16 protein-coding genes and 1 pseudogene are annotated in these 19,977 nt (G+C 33.8%); 7 read left to right on the top strand and 10 right to left on the bottom strand.

Translation table 11 applies throughout. The features are described from left to right. The first annotated feature begins 74 nt into the window (after positions 1-74). Positions 75-722: a hypothetical protein gene (locus tag ACSVDA_RS12190; protein WP_485883541.1), complete on the top strand. Its 648-nt coding sequence runs from the start codon at positions 75-77 to the stop codon at positions 720-722. A gap of 293 nt (positions 723-1,015) precedes the next feature. Here the strand turns inward: ACSVDA_RS12190 and ACSVDA_RS12185 are convergent, their stop codons facing one another. Further along, positions 1,016-1,225, bottom strand: coding sequence for a helix-turn-helix domain-containing protein (locus tag ACSVDA_RS12185; RefSeq protein WP_485883539.1), 210 nt, complete (start codon positions 1,223-1,225; stop codon positions 1,016-1,018). 10 nt (positions 1,226-1,235) lie between these two features. Continuing rightward, a complete protein-coding gene (locus tag ACSVDA_RS12180) occupies positions 1,236-1,712 on the bottom strand; it encodes a DUF2975 domain-containing protein (RefSeq protein ID WP_485883537.1) in 477 nt (158 codons plus the stop codon). Positions 1,713-2,371: 659 nt separating this feature from the next. On the opposite strand from ACSVDA_RS12180, the gene ACSVDA_RS12175 reads away from it, so the two are divergent. Then, the gene (locus tag ACSVDA_RS12175; RefSeq protein ID WP_485883536.1) at positions 2,372-3,616 is read left to right on the top strand and encodes a polysaccharide deacetylase family protein; all 1,245 of its coding nucleotides are present in this window, start codon (positions 2,372-2,374) and stop codon (positions 3,614-3,616) included. A gap of 74 nt (positions 3,617-3,690) precedes the next feature. Then, on the top strand, positions 3,691-3,903 hold the full coding sequence (locus tag ACSVDA_RS12170; protein WP_485883534.1) for a hypothetical protein: 213 nt from the start codon (positions 3,691-3,693) through the stop codon (positions 3,901-3,903). Between the two features lie 992 nt (positions 3,904-4,895). Here the strand turns inward: ACSVDA_RS12170 and ACSVDA_RS12165 are convergent. Beyond that, positions 4,896-5,168 (bottom strand): hypothetical protein, encoded by a 273-nt coding sequence (locus tag ACSVDA_RS12165; RefSeq protein ID WP_485883533.1) that lies wholly within the window; start codon positions 5,166-5,168, stop codon positions 4,896-4,898. Between the two features lie 388 nt (positions 5,169-5,556). Between ACSVDA_RS12165 and ACSVDA_RS12160 the strand changes: the two genes are divergently transcribed. Then, the gene (locus ACSVDA_RS12160; RefSeq protein WP_485883531.1) at positions 5,557-6,090 is read left to right on the top strand and encodes a CueP family metal-binding protein; all 534 of its coding nucleotides are present in this window, start codon (positions 5,557-5,559) and stop codon (positions 6,088-6,090) included. A 483-nt stretch (positions 6,091-6,573) separates the two neighbouring features. Here ACSVDA_RS12160 and ACSVDA_RS12155 read toward each other — a convergent pair whose 3' ends face one another. Then, positions 6,574-7,632, bottom strand: a complete 1,059-nt coding sequence (locus tag ACSVDA_RS12155; RefSeq protein ID WP_485883530.1) for a beta-propeller fold lactonase family protein — start codon at positions 7,630-7,632, stop codon at positions 6,574-6,576. Positions 7,633-8,915: 1,283 nt separating this feature from the next. Here ACSVDA_RS12155 and ACSVDA_RS12150 point away from each other — a divergent pair. Then, a pseudogene (locus ACSVDA_RS12150) lies at positions 8,916-9,279 on the top strand (transposase); the annotation flags it as partial. 513 nt (positions 9,280-9,792) lie between these two features. Here the strand turns inward: ACSVDA_RS12150 and ACSVDA_RS12145 are convergent. Further along, complete coding sequence (locus tag ACSVDA_RS12145; protein ID WP_485883528.1) at positions 9,793-10,986, bottom strand: PDZ domain-containing protein; 1,194 nt, start codon at positions 10,984-10,986, stop codon at positions 9,793-9,795. Between the two features lie 501 nt (positions 10,987-11,487). Between ACSVDA_RS12145 and ACSVDA_RS12140 the strand changes: the two genes are divergently transcribed. Then, positions 11,488-12,057 (top strand): GNAT family N-acetyltransferase, encoded by a 570-nt coding sequence (locus tag ACSVDA_RS12140; RefSeq protein WP_485883527.1) that lies wholly within the window; start codon positions 11,488-11,490, stop codon positions 12,055-12,057. Positions 12,058-12,147: 90 nt separating this feature from the next. On the opposite strand, the gene ACSVDA_RS12135 is transcribed toward ACSVDA_RS12140, so the two are convergent. Then, complete coding sequence (locus ACSVDA_RS12135) at positions 12,148-13,608, bottom strand: S41 family peptidase (protein ID WP_485883525.1); 1,461 nt, start codon at positions 13,606-13,608, stop codon at positions 12,148-12,150. 576 nt (positions 13,609-14,184) lie between these two features. On the opposite strand from ACSVDA_RS12135, the gene ACSVDA_RS12130 reads away from it, so the two are divergent. Beyond that, positions 14,185-15,288 (top strand): hypothetical protein, encoded by a 1,104-nt coding sequence (locus ACSVDA_RS12130; RefSeq protein WP_485883524.1) that lies wholly within the window; start codon positions 14,185-14,187, stop codon positions 15,286-15,288. On the opposite strand, the gene ACSVDA_RS12125 is transcribed toward ACSVDA_RS12130, so the two are convergent. The 4 genes from ACSVDA_RS12125 to ftsE all read right to left on the bottom strand — a co-directional run bounded on the left by ACSVDA_RS12125 (position 15,245) and on the right by ftsE (position 19,433). Beyond that, positions 15,245-15,994 carry a methyl-accepting chemotaxis protein gene (locus ACSVDA_RS12125; protein WP_485883522.1) on the bottom strand — a complete coding sequence of 250 codons (750 nt, stop codon included), beginning with the start codon at positions 15,992-15,994 and terminating at the stop codon, positions 15,245-15,247. The genes ACSVDA_RS12130 and ACSVDA_RS12125 overlap by 44 nt on opposite strands. A 565-nt stretch (positions 15,995-16,559) precedes the next feature. Further along, positions 16,560-17,789, bottom strand: coding sequence for a murein hydrolase activator EnvC family protein (locus ACSVDA_RS12120; protein WP_485883520.1), 1,230 nt, complete (start codon positions 17,787-17,789; stop codon positions 16,560-16,562). Between the two features lie 80 nt (positions 17,790-17,869). Further along, positions 17,870-18,757 (bottom strand): permease-like cell division protein FtsX, encoded by an 888-nt coding sequence (gene ftsX / locus ACSVDA_RS12115; RefSeq protein WP_485883518.1) that lies wholly within the window; start codon positions 18,755-18,757, stop codon positions 17,870-17,872. After that, a complete protein-coding gene (gene ftsE, locus ACSVDA_RS12110; protein WP_320207546.1) occupies positions 18,747-19,433 on the bottom strand; it encodes a cell division ATP-binding protein FtsE in 687 nt (228 codons plus the stop codon). The genes ftsX and ftsE overlap by 11 nt, the downstream gene beginning before the upstream one ends. Positions 19,434-19,977 lie beyond the last annotated feature (544 nt).

Genomic DNA, 19,977 nt, shown 5'->3' with positions numbered 1-19,977 from the left:
GTTAGTTAAGGTTAACCTTAACTATAGAGATGAGGGTCTAAAACTCTTAACAAAATTAGGAGGAGAAGTTCGTTATGGATTTCGTGCTAGAACATAAATGGATTTTTTTAATTATTGCTGAAATCTTCTTTTGGGTGTTTATGATATCATTTTTGACTGTTCGCTATTGGTTTGGGTTAAAAAAGCTGAGCATGCTGTTGTTTTTCATTTTTATCATCAATGATTTATGGATTGCAGCAATGGGGTTTTTTGATTATTTAAAAACAGGAGAATTTACGAGCTATCAGATCATTATTTTAGTTATTATCGTCTACGCTCTCACATACGGTAAAGCAGATGCACAAAAATTAGATACTATTATTCAACAAAAAGTTGCTCTTTGGAAAGGAGAACCTACCCCTCAAGCTAAACCAGCTAAAGTGCTATATGGTAAAGCTCATGCCAAAAATCAACGAAAACAATTTTTTTCTCATTTTCTTATTTTTGCTATTGTACATATCATATTATTCATTTCTTACGGTCTGTCAGATGAAGTTGTTAATATTAACAGCATCGAACAACTATTTACAGTTTGGCTAAACAATAAAAATGCTACTTTCCCATTTAACAACGCAAGTGTAAATAACCTAAGCAGAATTTGGATGATTATTCTAATACTTGATGCGGTAATCTCACTATCATATTCAGTCTTTCCAAAGTCGAATAAAACCGCTTCTTCATAACAAGTAGTACAACAGTAACACTTCTAGCGCTAGGAGATTTCCCTAGCGCTTTTAATCATTTCACGTAAGAAAGCCTCTATATCAATCCTTAACTAAAATTCACCTTATAGCATAGAAAAATTAGGCTGTTGTGAGATTGCGTCTACAGCATAAAAATACTAAACGCTCTGCCAACCTTCGAAAACGATCACCACTGCGCTCTACCCTTAAGGTATGAGACTCCTGCAAACAATAATATTTCTAACCCTGACAGTAAGGTGTTACTTTTGCTTAGGAGCTTGTCAAAAATCTCACTATTTCTCACTTTTGTATTCTAAAATATCACCTGGTTGACATTCTAAAGCTTTACATATCGCTTCTAAAGTTGAAAACCGAATGGCTTTTGCCTTCCCATTTTTTAAAATAGATAGGTTAGCCATTGTAATTCCCACTTTTTGAGATAGTTCTGTGACACTCATTTTTCTTTTCGCTAACATGACATCGATGTTGATGATAATCGCCATTTTCATCACCTCAAACTGTTAAATCGTTTTCTGCTTTCAAATGTATGGCATTTTGTAAGAGTTTTTTAAGCACCACAGCAAAAATCGCTATTACGAATGATACAAACGTAATAGCCCAGCCGAGTATTAAGATACCTGGATTCTCTGCATTTTGTGAGTGTAAAATGATAAAACCTATCACATATAAGATACATATAGTGGTTGCGCAATAAGTTATATAATTTAAAGATTTTACAGATAAATTGGAAAAAGCTTTGTTCTTGTCAATAAAGCTTAGTAGTTTTAAAGCTTGGTACAGAGCAAAGAAAAATGGAATGGCTGTCATATAGATACCAATTAACAGAGGGTATTTTAAATGGGCAAACTCTGGATACATCGCCTCAAGCACATTCGCTTGCCAAGGAAGCCAATCTATACATAAAGCTAGTACCGTAACTCCTATCATACCAATGGCTATTTTCAACAATAGTGTAGTTACTTTCTTCATAACAAACACCTCGCTAATTTATCATTCACTTATCATTCATATATTATATCCTAATATATTACATATCGATTATCAATAAATATTTGTTATTTATTAATATATTATTATTGTTTCATAATTAATACTCCTACACCTTATCCTCGTTTAACTAATACTAATCGAACATTTCTAGTTATCCTAACTTAAATACATTGGTAAGAAAGATTATGAAAAGAGCTTTAGAAAAGGCTATTTTCGTAAAATATGTTGCTGTTTTTTACAAATGATGAACGACATGCAGTCGTTATATACAGCTGCCATTGATTTGTTGAAGAAAGGCAGTCATGAACTCAATATGTAACGTGTTTAGACCTTAATACGAAAAACATCAATCTATGTGAAAACTGTCTACAAATAACAACTAAACTCATTACCCCTTTCACTTAATATATCGTACACCAACATGTAATTATTCCCTCTTAGCCTATAACCTAGCTACAAAAATACGATTGGATATACATACCATTGAAATGATCTGGACATCTATACTAATATCAAAAGGATTAGTAACTAAGTAAATGGTCTCATTTACTTATAACTCTTAAATTGTCTAAATTTATAGTATTTTATTTACCCATATTACTAACAAAAATTAAACATCATTGGAACAAGGGGAAAACATGAAAAGTTATAAAATGATTTTTACATCCTTAAGTGTCATAGCAGGATTATCTTTGCTTTTTGCATTCGTTATAGACAAAGAACGATCTGTTATGAGTGTTGGTTATACATCTACAAAAGCAATCCAACAAACGAATATATTAGAGCCTATCAGCGCTTATACTCCTGTGTACGATAATAGAAAGGAAGAATTCACCATTGTAGGGTATTTACAAAATGGACATACATTCAAGATACTACGTGATTATGGCAATGAATGGTGGCAAATTTCCTTTGGTAATGGCTATGGATATGTAAGAAAAACAGATGTCATTGTGAATGAAGAACCATACGTATTGAAGGCTACAAAAAACACAAACAATATGTTTATTACGATAAAAGAGACGAACATATATGAACAACCATCAGACTCTCTTCATCCTATCGCAACGATATCTGAAAACTTAAGATATCCTATCATGTCTGAGTCAAACGATTATTATGGAGTGAAGATAGCAGGTAAGATCGGTTATGTAAAAAAGACAGACGTAGAGCTTGATGACGGTATTCCAATATTGATGTACCACCACTTTTCACATGATGAAGATAATCTTGACCTAAGTAATCCTAATACAATTTCTCCTCATGAATTTTATCAGCAAATGGCTATATTAAATGAGGAAGAAGTTGAAACAATTTCACTCAAAGATTTAGAAGGTTTTCTCAATGGTACGACGAATTTACCTGGAAAGGTCGTCGCATTGACATTTGATGATGGGTTACAATCTGTTAATGAATATGTTTATCCAACATTAAAAGCCAATAACCAACTCGGTAACTTATTTATTATAACTAGTCGTTCCCCGAACGAAGCGGAACCGTATAATCCAAAAGCTACAAAATATCAATTTATGAGTACTCAAATGATTGATAACATGAGAGATGTTTTTACCGTTTGCGCACACACACATAAAATGCATCGGCTAAAGGGACAAAAAAGTTTCTTAGTGGCTAAGTCCCTTGAAGAAGTACAAAAAGATTTACGATTGAATAAATCAATCTTGGAGACGGCTTACTTTGCCTATCCTTTTGGCCAATATAATGAAGATGTCGTAAAAGTTGTGATGGAGGAAGGGTTCAAAATGGCTTTTACAACTAAACGAGGATTTGTAAAAAAGGGGGATAATCCATACCTATTAAACCGCTTAAATGTTCCTCCTGGAATGACGAAAAATGAATATAAAAAACTAGTAGGAATTAATTAATGTACTAGCTTCAAGAGTGGTTTAAGGTAAATCTGGATGAAAAGCAATTGGAGACACGACGGAGGTCACTATCTTTGATGGTGACGAGCAAACAGTCACATTTACTTGAATTGAATAGATATAGCGGCTTCTCAATTGTTTCGCGAAGAGAAGCCTTTTTTTGTTGTTGGACAGTAAAAGTAGCTATTTGGACAGTAAAAGGTGGTATTTCGACAGTAAAAGCAGTTATCCGGACAGTAAAAGCAAGTAGTTGGATAAAAACAGTGCTAATTTGGACAATAAAGTAATCTATGGACAACTTCGACGAAATACCTTACTTTAAGTATATAAATAAATGTGAATAAACTAAGCTTCATTTATATGTAAATGAGCACTAGCCTACATAACCAGTGAAAACTAACTTTCTGGACACGCTTGTAATATAGAACATTGCGATTTATTTTTCATAATAATATTTAATGAGAAGGTGACAAACGTGATATCATTTAGCAAAATAAAGGAATATATGATCTTTACACTATTATTTTTTATATTCTGGTATTTTAAAAGTAGTTTTGATAGTTGGTTAGATGAAAGATTCAATTTATTTACACTTTCGTATTATGTATATTCTCCTCTATTCGTCTTGTCTAATTTGATATTTGGTATAGTGATAGGGTTACCAACACTATACAAAGAAAGCAAAAACCAAGGAAAATGGAGAGTACTTGTTGAAAAGCTAATATTCCTAGGTATACCAGCAGTGTTTATTGTAATCATAAGTTACTTTTATGTTCCAAGATATTCTCTCTTTTGGGATTTACAGGCTTTTAGCTGGAAAAATAATCTTAGTCTGTATGCTATTATTTTTTTAGGCTATGTACTTACAACAAGCTTTTATAAACAACAAACGAACACCAGTAGTATGGATAAAAACAGTCAAACTTGAGCGTGAGTGTCTTGTAATGAACTCAATTAACATTAACCAAAAAAGCCTATAGGCTTTTTTCTGCAAAATTATAATCAAAAATAGGCGTATACCTAAGCAATGAGGATACGCCATTTTTCATATCCACTAACAACAATTTGTGCTCAACATTCTCTTAAATAATTGTTTCATGTGGCCGTTGTCGCATGTAATATTACTTTTCGTTCTAACATATAAGCACCTATGCATCTAGCATTCGTGGCATCTTTCCCTACTAGGGTGAAAATGACGATTATTTCGATTATCTACATCATACACGTGTGACCAAGAGCCAATAAATCGGCTTACTAATCGTATGTGTTACTTCTTCAATCATAATGTTGAATTTGTGAATACCTCTGAGCCTTCACCATGACAAGAATTATACATTTCTTGTAAGTCTTCTTCCTCGAGTTCAGGATGTACTTCCTCCATGTATTCTTTCATTTCAGCCCATTCAAAGTTAATTTCGTTCAAATCCATGTTATTCATCTTATCGTAATTAATCATTGAATTACTTGATTGACCACCATATGCTAAAGCAGTAGTGCCAGCTCCAATTGCTAAGCTTACAGTTAGTATGCCGACCATTATTTTGTTTTTCATCGTTTTCCCTCCTTCATTTATTTACTGTTATTATCTTTTAAAAAAATTGAGAAACTTTGCAGATTCTTAAAACATTTTGTTAACATCCAACTTAAAACACGAAAACATTACATATATGCTTAAAGTAGCCAATTCGAAATTTCTTTATGACAACAATACTTAGCTGTCGCTTAGTTCTGCTTGCTAACTTTCTTGTCGTTTAGCTAGAGCTGTTATGTGCCTCGTACTAAACTACATATCATTCATTCGTATTCAAAGCACCAATGCAACACATAAAGATCATTGTGAAACAAATTATGACATTTCAGTGATAAACATTTTGCTTTTTATCTAATTAACAATAAATACTGTATAATACCATGTAGAAACTAATAAGGGGTGTATTTTAATGAAATTGAAAAGTATATTTGTAGTCCTCTCAACCGTGTTTTTGTTAGTAGGCTGCAGTGAAGAAAATACACAGACACAATCTCAACAAGAAATGGATCCACAGTCTATTAAAGATTTAGTAAATGACTACAGCATAGGTAACATTGACGCGGAGAATGCATCTATTACATCTGAGCAACTCATTGTAGAGGAAACTAGCGGAGAGAAACGCGAGTATGATTTACCACATGATGAATTTTTTGTTTCATTTGCACCATATGTAAAGAATACACATCCATGTACAAATCATAGCTTGACAGGCTGCCAAGGTGAACTAGCGAATGAGCAATTTGATGTTGTAATCGTAGATGCATCAGGGAATATTATCATTGAGGAAACAATGGTTTCTGGAGAAAATGGCTTTATTGACATGTGGTTACCACGTGACAAAGAATACGAAGTTAGAATAACTCATGACGGAAAAATGGCAGAAAGTAGTTTTTCTACTTACAAAACTGATCAAACTTGTATGACTGAAATGCAATTATTATAGAGAGGAGCGTTTATTAACGCCCCTCGGTATATAGCGATGAATGGGCTAAAGTTGAGGAATTCTTGATTAGAAATCATTGGATATCACCTACATACATTTTTTAAAGTAAAAAGGCAGTTGAAAGTTCATTTGATTGAACTTCAACTACCTTTATTAAATATTGGACTTTTTCAGAGCCCTCCAAAGTCGTTATTGTCTTTTTTTGGACACTCGACAAAAAAACTAATCGACTCATTAATTATTGTATTTAGAAATCTCCTACCAAACTTCAACTAGGCTAGAACCAGCAACTGCCGACTGATGGTCAACACATCCATAAAATAGATATTCAGAGGGTTTGATATGTTGATTTTTAAATTAAACCCTACTGTATTATACTGGTGTATTATTGAATGGAAATTCATTTTATATTGACTAAGACATGCAATAGTTATCAGAGTCTCGTATCCTAGAAATCTTTATATATAAGGAATTTCCTTAAGATCATTTAGGAAGAATGACAATTGAACGTGGGCCTATCTCTACCGGAACAGTCGAAATCACACTATGACTTTTCACATCTATGACTGATACATTTCCAGCATTTGGGGGTAATCCGAAATTTACGACGAAAGCTAATTTACCATCTTCCGTAAAGGACACAGTATTTGAGTTCACTCCAACCGTAACTGTTGCAATTACACTATGGGTTTTCACATCTATGACAGATACGCTTCCGGGATCATTGAAAAAACCATTATTTACGACATAAGCCAATTTGCCATCTGGTGTAAAGGACACTTCACGTGGCTCCTCATCAACCCTTACCGTTCCAATCACACTATGGGTTTTCACATCTATGACTGATACAGTTCCAAGGTTTGGTACAAGTCCGTTATTTGTAACATAAGCCAATTTACTATCTGGCGTGAAGGACATAGACTGTGAGCTTATTCCAACTTGGACCGTTGCAATCACTTTATGTGAACTCGTTGAAATCACCGATATAGTATTTTCGTTATTATTATTGACATAAACAAACTTTCCATCGGGTGAAATGACCATAACTCTTGGGAATTGAAAATTACCAATAGGAGTATTAGCGATAACACGATTTGAACTCGTCGAAATTACGGTTACTGTAGCAACACTTTCATTTGCAACATAAACAAACTTTCCATCGGGTGAAATCACTATTTGACTAGGTGAACCACTAACTGGAACAGCAGCTATCACACTGTGATCACTTGTTGAAATCACTGATACATTACTGCTATCAAAATTTGTAACATAAACAAACTTTCCATTTGGCGTTATTGCAAGAATATCCGGACCGGTCCCAACTTGCACTGTCGCTATCACGTTATGCGTACTTGTTGAAATCACCGAAACAGTATTTTCATCTCCATTATTAACATAAACAAATTTTCCGTCGGGTGTAGTGACCATGACTCTTGGGAATTGAAAATTACCAACAGGTATAGTAGCTATAACTCCATGCGTATCTGTATTAATAACAGATACCATATTAGTCCCTTCATTTGATACATAAGCAAATCCCATAGAAAACCACCCACTCTTTTTAATTTATTGTTACTTTAATCTATGAACGAGCAAGTGAATTTACTCTACTTTTTTAAAATTGAATAAGCTTGTAGACTTTATGTAATTTCTTTTAATATTGTCATCTTCTCATATAATACTATTTTCATTGATCAATTAGGTGTGAAGACACACCAAGAGCAAGTTGTTTCTATACAAAAAATTTTGATCAAAAAGACCTCACAAATCAAATATTATCACTAATAAAGAAGCCGTTTTAAAAAAGATTGATAAAATGTGATACCGGCAAGTCAAGTTAAGGGGAAGTGATACACTATGGATCTAGTTTTTAGCGTTTTGAGAAAGAAAAAATGCGTACAAAAAGAGTTTTAAGTTTCACCACACTGTATAGTGTTCACATGATTTTACTTATTTTATCAAAAAATCCAGAAGGAAGAATCCTCCCCTCGATTAGGTATCCATTTCTTTGAGTCAACAAAAATTCATTTTTTATATTGTCTTTTCTAGGTTTACTCATATCATGATTGGAATTGTAAATAACATCTGAAATGCCTTTAAAATCTTCGTTAAAGGTAAATTTATATTTTTCAATTTCAATATCATCATTTTGATCAAAAATAAAGACGAAACAAAAATTACCTTTACTAGTTATATTCGAAGGTAACCCTAGATCTTAAAGCAAATACGTCTAGAATCATGTTCTTAATGACGTCGAGAAATTTCTCTATTATAATTTCCTCTCTTTTTTCATATATATTGCTTTGAAATACTCATACAATATCAAAATTACATACATTAATTTACCAATATAATTTTACTGAAAGTCCTTGTTTAAAGTAAATATTAACATATAGAAAAAGACGCTAACCTTTATTTCAGATGAGCTACATATCGTATTATATTGATATTTTATCTGGTTGGTCTTCTTTTTATAGGCTATTCTTTAGGTAGTCGGAGTAGGACCTAGGCGCCAGTGGGGCTTGATCCTGTCCACAATACTGTCCACTCCCTTCTTGTAGAACATGTTTGAGGTTGGTTGGGGCACATTGCCCCGTATAACAAGCAAAGCTATGACACTACAAGATAGACAGGGGCTACCGACAAATCTACTAAAAGGAGATGTGATATAGGATATAGTATGGATCCAGTGGTTGGCCTGAATGTCGCAAAAGGAGAAAGCCAAGTTCAAGCTTTCTTGGCAAGAAAGCATCCTTTCGGAAAGACCTTCAAATTTAAGCATGATACCAATGGATTACATGATTTTTATCTTTTTCAAAGAGGTAGAAATACAAGCTGAATTAAAGCCTGCAGTTGAGGAGTATGGGATTCTTACATCCATCCCAAGGATAAGGACTAAAATAGCAGCGACACTTATTTCAGAAATAAACGATATCACGCAGTTTAGTCACTCAAAAAAACTAGTAGCCTATGCAGGGATTGATCCAATGGTTTTTCAATCAGGTAAGTTTACGGCTACGATCAATCGGATAACTAAAAGAGGGGTCTACCAAGCTCCGTCAGACACTCTATACAGTTGTTCAGTGTGGATTGACCAATAATCGAAATATGAAGATTCGAGCGTAATATGACAAAAAAAGAAGTGAGGGCAAGCCTCACAAAGTAGCCATCATAGCTTGTGCCAATTAGCTATTGCATTGAATTTATGCCATATTAAAGTATAAGCAAATGTACATTGCATAAATCAATACAATTAATTATACAACTAACAAAAACTTCAAACAAAGATATTGAAGCTTATTTGTCATGTCCATTTTTAATTAAATCATAATCTAGTACGATTTCTTAAAATGTATTGACTTATCTTAGCTGGTATTGTGGAATAACAACCCATGTTTAGCTAGTTGAAAAGCGAACTAAACTTCCTTTATTCGTTGACCCTAGACTGACGTATTAAACTGTTAAATTAATCACAATGAACTATTTTAGTTCGTAAGAATTTTCATTTGTTTATACTGTCACTCATTTATTTTATTTGTTTTATTCTTATATTAGGCTTACTTTTTCTACAATACTATTCAAAAAATTCAACATGTATATAAATATCGAAGTTGTTATTTCAAGGTAACTTATTCTGGATAATTTTGAAAAATCCTTCCGTATAAATCTGAAAAAATCCCGCGTAATTATGAAAAATCACATTTATACCGCTTCATTATCCCATTTCTTATCATCTTGGACGAAGAGTATGCCAAGCTCATGATGTTCGCCATCGTATAACGCTCTTTGTGTAAAGCGCAACTGACCATTCACATCAATGACTTCAAGCTTACAGAAAGCACTATTTTTTTGTATAGCTTCGTAAAATTCTTCAACTGATCGAACAGCTACACCATTTACTTTCGTAATCATTTCTCCAACTTGAATTGCCATTTTTTCTGCTGGAGACTGGGAGATAATAGCTAACACAACAAGACCGTGATCACGCTGTGAAAAATAAAAAGGATAGGAATCATCATTCAACCGTTGTTGAATGGCAATCATCTCTCTTCCTAGTATCGCAATGAATACAGCAATCGTTGCAAATACAGGTAACCAAATACTAATAATAGCAGCAGTAGCTACAATCAAACTGAGAAATACGACGCGTTTACCTGTTTGTTGGATCATTTCAGATGGATGCATACCTTGAATATGCATTGAAAAACCGATGACAAAAGGAACGAAACATAAAGCATACTCAGTTTGTCCTATGGAAAAGACAGGCCACCAAGGTATTTGACTAGTAATAACTTCACCCGGTAATAGAAATAGTACAGGCAACATCCAAATTCGTTGTGCTTTATGTGCCCCTACTTGTAGTCCACGTTTACTTTTTTTCAAATAAGGCGACGTTCCTACTCCACCTTTTTTCCATATTAAAAAACCTTCGATTATCATAAATAATGCGAGTAGAATGGCTAATCCTGACAGGCTTGTCCACAACTGGTCTGACGAAAATGACAACATAGCAAAATCATTCAAGTCTAATTTAGGTAATAGTATTAAAGAAAAAAATGTTAAGCCTAACACATTTGCAGGTGTTAACAATCTAGGTGTGATCATAAAGCTTAATATCAAAGTAATAATTGCGACGATAACAATAGTTTCTAATGTTAGAACAATTCCTACCCCGATTGTGATGATTGAAAGAATTGCTCCGGCAAATAAACCGACTGAGAATAAGGATCGAAGCTCATGAAAAGAATCATAAATACGAACATGGAAATCACGACGTTCTTTCTTCACACGGATAAAGCCGATTAGTAATGTATATGCAATGAAATAATATGTTAATGGATGAAGGAAAAAGCGACCAATCGCTTTAAGGAACTCAAGTACCCATTCTTCTACCACTAAGCCACCCCCTCTGTTATCTATGAAATACGTACAATTAGTTATCTATTATTTTATCAAATTGTTGGAAAAAAGGATATGTTCAATATTAACCTCTGCATGACCTTTCATGATATGATGTGAATACATAATTTGCATCTATAAATATTACATCAAATATATAAATGTATTTGGTAGTTTACATGATTGTGTATGTGATCTAGCAAATGAGTTAGATCGTTAGCTCTTACCTATTTGTTTACTAAAGTAAATTAGTTACATAAAGTTTAATGAGCGTTTTATAAAGGCTGGTTTTGCATTGACTGTTGTTTTTCGTATTAAGAAATAAATATGTACATAACTAGAGTTCGTGGAATCTTTTTCTTCTGTACAACGATAACTAACAATATAAAAAAACATTTTTGGAACTAATTTGATAACAGTAGCAACAAAGTTTACGAAAAGAGCACTAGTTGTATATTTAAGTATGAAAAAAAATATAAAGTATTTAGGGGTGTTTATTTGCAGCAGTTTAATACGGCTTCGGCATCATCAAGATTAGTCATAAGGCCATTAGCACAAGAAGATTACGAAAACTGGCTAAACGAATTTAACAATACACTCCAATCTCAACATAGGCATGACGAAGGAAAAATTGATATGAGTATGTGTACACGTGAGTGGTTTAACAACTTAGTAGAAAGGCATCAAGAATTAGCATTGAGTGATCAAGTGTACATATTTGGCATTTTCCTGAAAGAAGCAGGTACACATATAGGCATGATTGATTTTTCCACTTTAGCAAGAGATACTTTTCAATGGGGAAGAATTGGTTATACGATTCATAATCATCATTGGCGGAAAGGCTATGGTAAAGAGGCTGTAAATGAAGCACTTAATATCGCCTTCAGAGATTTAAAATTCCACCGTATTGAAGCCCATATTAATACTGATAATACACCATCCATTCAATTAGCCAAAAGTGTAGGTATGGAGTTTGAATGTATAAGGAAAGGGTTTATCTTTGAATTCGATGAGTGGACTGACAATCTTGTCTACTACAAATATTCACATGAAGAAACAAGAAAATAAATAAAGGTCTGCCACACAATCTCATATCCTGTATAGCACCTCTAAAAAGATAATTACACAGAATTGATTGTAGTGTCAGACCTTTGCAACTTATTTTGTCAGTTGTTCCAATGCTGCCTTTAATTGAGCATCATTTTCTTCTTTACCGATTTCCTCAATAATTCTATCTTCTATTTGTGTTGCAGTTTCTTGATTTATAACTCCCGTGACTTCAAGGTTATTTGCTTGCTGAAACTTCGATACAGCTGTTTCAGTTTCTTTCCCGAAATAGCCATCTTCACGGCCTGGGTCGAATCCTAGTCCTTTTAACATGATTTGAATATTTTTAATTTGTTCAGAATTCATATCATAAGCTAAATCTTCTTCAAACTGGATTGGATTTGTATAAAAATAAGCTGGTTGCTTCACTTCAATAGTTGGCTCCACACCTTTTTCATGAATCCAGTTTCCATCTGGTGTTAACCATTTAAATTGTGTAAGCTTTACACTGCTTCCATCATCCATCGGAATCGCCTGTTGAACTGTTCCTTTTCCGAATGATGTTTCCCCTAAAATATCGTAACCACCTGCTTCTTTTAACGCCACAGCAAAGATTTCTGATGCAGAGGCACTTCCTTCATTAATTAGAGCTACGATTGGATATGGCTTCTGTTCCTTTAATGATGAAGAACTACGTAACTTCTCACCATTTCGGTCTTCAATTTGTACATATGGCTTATCTTTCGTAACTAATTGTTTTAACATTTTCTCGACACTATCTAAATAACCGCCGCCATTACCACGAACGTCAACAACAAGACCATCTATATTTTGTTTCTCAAGCTGCTCTAGCTGTTGCTCGAAATCTTCATCCGTGTCTTCAGAAAAAGAAGTAATTTGAATATATCCTAAGCTTTTCCCTGCGTACTCTTTCACAGATGAATAGACTGTTTCAATAGGTATTTCATCTCTTACAACGTCAAAAGTTAAAGTGTCAGAAACACCTTCTCGAATTACCTCTAAAACGACGGTCGTGCCTTTTTCTCCACGAATTTTTAACACTGCTTCAAATAGATCCAAGCCTTCTATACTTTCACCATCTACTTTAATAACTTTATCTTTAGACTTTAGCCCTGCTTTTTCGGCAGGTGAATTTTTAAAAGGTGTTACAATTGTAAGAGTGCCATCTTCCATACTTACCTCTGCACCAATTCCTTCAAATGATGATGAAAGTGACTGATTAAATTGGTCAGCTGTCTCCTTATCCATATATGATGAAAACGGATCTTCTAATGTTTCAATCATGCCTTCGATGGCTCCTTCAATCAACTCCGAGTCATCAATTTGTTCTACATAACGATTTTTAATTAATTCAAACACTTCTTCAACTTTTGTAAAATCCTCTTCATCTTTGGTGACTTCTTGCTGAACAGCTTTGTCTTCTACACTAGTCAACTGATCTGACTGCATGACTGGTTGATCATCATCAACATACTTTACTCCAGCGTAAGTACCTCCAGCTCCTAGTAGCATCGATATAACGATCAAAATTACTGCTGTTTTTCGACTCACAACTACGTTCCCCCTTAACTTCGCACTCACTATTATATCATGATGTCCAACTTTCCATTTGAACACACACTATTAAGCGTAACCAAAATAACGTATGATCTTACATGTTTATGAAAACATTGTAGCAAAGGCATCACACGATAGTAGTGCGATGCCTTTACAGCAACTATATGAATAACTATTTCATTTTATGTCGTTATATATAGTTTAAAGCTTTCCAACTATTTTTTCAAATCCTATCGTAATTAATCCATATATTTACATATAAATGCTAAATATTGTGCTCAACACTCAAAAATATAGTTTATCAATTCCTCCACTTACAGCTCATGAGAATAGAATGTAAGGTCGCTTACTGAATTATAGTCATTTATATTATACAGTTGCTGAAGATGATTTAATAATTCACATTGCCTTATATATATTGTATAAGTTCTCTTCGTATACTTTGTTGCTAAGGTTATATCCGACTGAAGAGCAAAAGTGTCACGATCTACAGTTGTATATGTTTTTTTACACTAACAACACAATGCGAGAGTAGCTATTATATAAGAGCAATTATATGGAGTGTTTATGTTGATAGCAGTATCGATCATTCTTCTTATCTTAGTCATGAAATTCAGTGAAAGCATAGTTATAAAGTACGGACTCCAAAATTATTTCGTATCTATCCCGTTCATCGGAAGTGTACTAATGTTTATAATTTCAGCATTTTTCAACGACCCTTTAACTTTCCCTTTAGAGTTAGAAAGAATTATGGTAACAGCATTTCTTTTTTCAATTGGGATGCAAATGGCTTCTGTCCTTAATAGAAAATACATATCCAGACTAGTTGCTCTAATCATCATTTGTGCCTTACTGATTACCTTTTTGAATGTCATTTCATATTTACTTAGTGGCACTGACACATGGGTTTTTAGTTCTATTATGTTTGCTTTTAACATTGAACTTGTGAGCACATTTGTTTCTGAAGATGATTTAACACTCGTATCTTATTGGTGTTCGATTCAGATGTTGCTTGTCTTTTTCATCACGCCAATATTTTTACTATTGAGCAGACAGTTTTATAGTAAAGATAACTTACAAGATAGGCATATAGGAAAGAAAGAGAAATTACATATCCCTTTTACGAAGGAGAGTGCATATTTATTAGCAATAACAACTATGATCGTTGCTGTGTTTAAATACCATTTATTTCCTAACATTCCTTTTGTATATGACTTTGTACTCGGTATGTTCATTGGTCTATGTAATGGATTGCATTTATTAAGAACGGACATGCACTTGTATAAGAAGAAAACCGAGCAACATCAAAAGCTCGGCACAATTAGCTTATATGGATTTATTATTTTAAATATTTATCGATCATTTATGATAGACCATTCAATGTTTTCACTATCCATATTGTACTTGATTATCATAAAGACAGTTATTATTGCTATTTTAAGCATCTTTATCGTACATATATGTTTTAAGAAATGGACATTTTCTGAGAAAATGGTGGCAGCAGTTGCTGGATGGACGTTCATGTTAAATGCGCCTGTTGTATGTATGCACGGCATGAGAACCGTCGTTAACCGATATGGTTCATCACCTTATGTATTGCTTGTTGTTCCACCAGTGATCTTATGGCTAGTTAACTATGTACACTTATGGCTGAATCTAAACCTATTGCAATAACTTTTCTATTTTCAGATATACTTTGACTTATCGTGTTAGCCTTTTGACTCATTTGATTGATCTCTTCAGTTACATTCCTAAGCTCTTCTTTTTGATTAGCTACAACTGAGATCGCTGAATGGATTGAATCGAATAACTCTTTTGACGTTTGAACACTTTGAATCCCTGTTCCTATCTTATGTTGTCCATCCTTTGAAAGGTCACTAATATCTTGAATCTCAGATAAGATAGATGAAATTGAAGTTTGCGCCTGTTTTGTTGCTTTGGCGCTTTCTTCAGATAGCTTACGAATTTCCTTTGCGACGACATCAAATCCTCTCCCTGCAGCACCAGCACGGGCTGCTTCTATGGAGGCATTTAAAGCTAAAAGATTCGTTTGGGAAGAAATATTTTGTAATGATTTAATCATCTCAGTTAAATGATGAGATAATCCAGCTAGATTTTCAACCTTTGTTAATAGCTCAGTAGAAGATTGATGAATGCTGTTCATCTCTTCAACTGTACGGACAACGGTTTGAGTGCCATCTTCAGCATACTGGGCTGCCTCATTTACTTGATTATTAATATCGTTTGAAAGGTACGTTAAGTTATTGGATGATTCAACAATATTATCAGCGTTATTTAAAAATTCTGTCATTTCTTTTTTTTGTAGCTCCATAACATTTTTTGCTTGTAAAAGCTTATTATTATTTATCGCTTGAGACAAATTTTTCACTCCTTTGCATTTGATTTACACCTTTATAGCTACACCTCTTCAATGAGTTTGGCATCACTATGACTACCACTAAATTCTGAAATCATTTCTTATGAAGGCAGTACTTCTTTAAGGAGTCGTGTTTTAAATTAACTAACTCTGAAGTAAGCAAATACAGGCTGAAACTAGTCGGAGAGCTACTAGACATAGATGACCCTCATTTTGTGAATAAAGCACATCAAAACTAATACTTTCAACCCATACGAATAGGGTATATTGTACCCATGTTAACTAGAATTTTCTGTAATATAGCTTACCGTTTGTTTCTTATTCTATATGAATCTACCATTGATGTATACTAAAAAGCAATGCTAAAGAAAGACCGTAAGTGACATGAACACTTACGGTCTTTCTACACAGACTACCTCAGGATAGTCAACAAATTCTATTATATGATCTGAACATCATAAGTATAGTATTTTTCGTAAGCTTAACTGTTATTGTAAAAAGAATAGCTAGCTTAAGTTTATATACACCTTACAGCATTTTACGATGTAAATCTTTATATAATAAATCTTTAGTTAATATAATCTCTAGGGTTTACAGCATTTGATTTTGATGCATTCCAATAGCCTTTATGTATTTCAAAATGAAGATGCTGACCAAAGGAAAACCCAGTATTACCCATCACGCCGATTTGCTGCCCTTGGGGTACAACTTGTCCTTCAGATACTGATCGACTACTCATATGTGCATAAACAGTCGTATATGTTTGTCCACCAATATCATGCAATAAAAATACAACATTACCATAGCTAGTAGAATAATATGATCTGAATACATACCCGTCAGCTGATGCTACGATAGGCACTGTTCCACCTTTTGCAATATCTACTCCAAAGTGTGTTGATCCCCAGCGCGCCCCAAAGCCAGATGTAAAAGATCCTGCTGCTGGTTTAATAAATGTTCCAGATCCTGCTGAAGAGCCACTATTCTGTCTCGAAAGCTCTTCCTCCAATGCTTTTAGCAGATTTTTTTCTGCCTGCTCTTGCTTTGCAAGAATCTCTTGTTCTTCCTCTTTTGAAAGAATCTCTCTTTCTATCTCTTCTTCTTTATCCCTTAGCTGTTCCATAAATGTTTCTTTTTCTTGTGATTTTTGCATGAGTTCAGCCTGTAATGTTTCTAATTCACCTAGTATTTTTTCTAAATCTTCCTTTTGTTGAGTAAGATTTGCTTCCTCTTCTTCCTTCAATTGCTTGTCCGCTTCATGTGCACGTAAAATTTCTTTATCTGCTTTAACAATTTTAGCTACCGCACTCATGCGTCCAATCAAATCACCAAAGTCTTTTGCACCAAGCAAAACTTCTAAATAACTAACTGCTCCTCCTCCTTCTTGTAAGGAACGAGCACGATTTTTTATAAGCTCATCTCTTGCTTCAATTCGTTCTTTCAAATCAGCTATTTTACCTTTTAATACTTCGATTTCTTGCTTTTTCTGTTCAATCTCAGCTTGCTTTGCAGTAATTTGTTCATTTGTTTCTGCTACGGCAATATCTAATCGTCTAATTTCATCAAGTAACACAGCTTGTTCCTGTTGTAATTCTTCAACTTCCTTTTCTGCATCAGTAATTTCACCAGCAACTTGACTTTTCTTACTTTGGATATTTTTAATTTCGTTTTTCTTATCTTCAATTTCTTGAGTTGTTACTGCGAAAGCAGCATCTTTATCCGAAGTGACTAATAATCCACTAAGCCCAACTGTAACTGAAACTCCAAGTAATAATAGCTTTGATTTGAAAGGCTTCAAAGTCTTATTCCTCCAAACATTGAGTTTTCATAATCTCTTTCTTTCACACACTAAGTTCATTTTTTATGTTATCTCTTTATCTATACTTTTAAGAATTTTCGAACGGACATTAAACTACCCCAAACACCGATACACGCACCAATCAAAATGAGTATTAAAGCAATTTGCAGTGCAAATGGGTAAAATGGGAGCATTTGTAGAAAATCAGCAGATAGCATCGGCTGTGCATTTTCATGTAAATAATAATAGGCTGTTAGAATGATAGATATAGGTAATATTGCACCTAATACTCCAAGCCATAACCCTTCTAAGAAAAACGGCCAGCGAATAAATGAATTAGTTGCGCCAACTAATTTCATAATTTCTATCTCACTTCTACGTGCTACAATCGTAATTTTTATCGTATTTGAGATCAAAAACATTGCGGTAAATAATAGTCCGATGACTAAACCAAACCCTATATTTCGTGATACATTAAATATTTTAAATAGGTTGTCTACAACTTCTTCACCATAATCAACCTGTGCGACTGCTGAGAAATCTGCAATTTTTTTTGCAACTTCATTTACTTCAATCGGTTGATTCGTTTTCACGACGTATACATCAGATAAAGGGTTATTATCACCTTTGAGCATATCAAGGACTGGTCCGAGACTTTCTACTAAGCTATCAAGCTCTTCATCCTTTGATACGAAGGTAATAGATTTAACTTCAGCTATTTTATCAATATTCTTTTCTAATTCCTTTACCTCATCACCAGTAGCTACAGTATCAATGAACACACGTATTTCTACATCTTCTTCAATCAATTGAGTAAAGTGATACATATTCATCATAATAACAAGGAAAACACCTACTAATAGCAACGTAACAGTCACTGCACTGATAGAAGCAAAGGTCATCCACCCGTTTCTTCCTAGGTTTTTAACGCTTTCCCGTGTATGTCTTTTGAGAGTACTAAATTTCATAACCATACTCCCCTCTCATTTCATCACGGGCAATTTTGCCATTTTCAATTGCAATAACTCGTTTTTTAATTTTGTTTACGATCTCACTATTATGAGTCGCCATCAAAATTGTCGTTCCCCTATTATTAATTTCCTCAAATATGTCCATGATTTCCCACGCTGTATCTGGGTCAAGGTTCCCCGTAGGTTCATCTGCTATCATTATTTTTGGAGAGTTAACGATGGAACGAGCAATAGATACACGTTGCTGCTCCCCACCAGATAATTCATCTGGCTTAAAACGAGCCTTATGCTTCAGGCGGACTAAATCTAATACTCCCATCACTCTTCGTTTTATGTATTTTGGATTTTCTTCTATTACTTCTAAAGCAAATGCCACATTTTCATATACAGTAAGCTTAGGAAGAAGTTTAAAATCTTGAAAGACTACTCCTATATGCCTCCGTAACAAAGGAACCTTTTTTTCTTTAAGGCTTGATAAATTAATTCCATTTATCATAATTGAACCATTTGATGGCTTTTCTTCACGGTACATCATTTTAATAAACGTTGATTTCCCTGCACCACTAGGACCAACGACATATACAAATTCACCTTCATTAATTTTCACGCTAATCCCGTTAATCGCTAGGACACCGTTAGGATAAGTTTTATACACATCCTGCATTTCTATCATTTAATATCACCTAAATTTTGTCATTTTATGTAAAAAACACTCGTGTTAGTCTGTTTTTTGACAAATTATATGGATAAATCCAATAATTTTACATTCACAGTATCCATTATAACATCAAAGATAGACTATTTAGGACAAAAAATTATTACAGTTATATTTCAAAAGGAGCTATATGACTTACTCATTTAAACGTGAATATTGTCAAAGAAGATAAAAAAATAGAGCTTAATATCGCTATTTAAAAAATGGTAAATAAAATGGAGAAAATGATATTTTTTTGAGATGATTAAAGTTCTACGATTAACTTGCGAAAGCAGCCTTTTTAGCTAATTAGTGCCTTATTTTAAAGGATAAATATTTTAGAGGTGAATAGTAAGAGAAAAAATTCGATGGAGGAATACAAATAAAAAAAGCCAAACCATGTTTAAAGTGTACCCTTTGTAAAGGACAGTTTTAAAAAAAGCCTAGGCTACATTAAGAAGGTGATCTCTGTATTGAACAGGGGTCATCTTCTTTAAATTCCATTGATATCTGTATTTATTGT

This window comes from Cytobacillus sp. Hm23 (genome assembly GCF_051842895.1).
Classification (GTDB): Bacteria; Bacillota; Bacilli; order Bacillales; family SM2101; genus Nanhaiella.
This window is presented reverse-complemented; position numbering and strand designations above follow the sequence as displayed.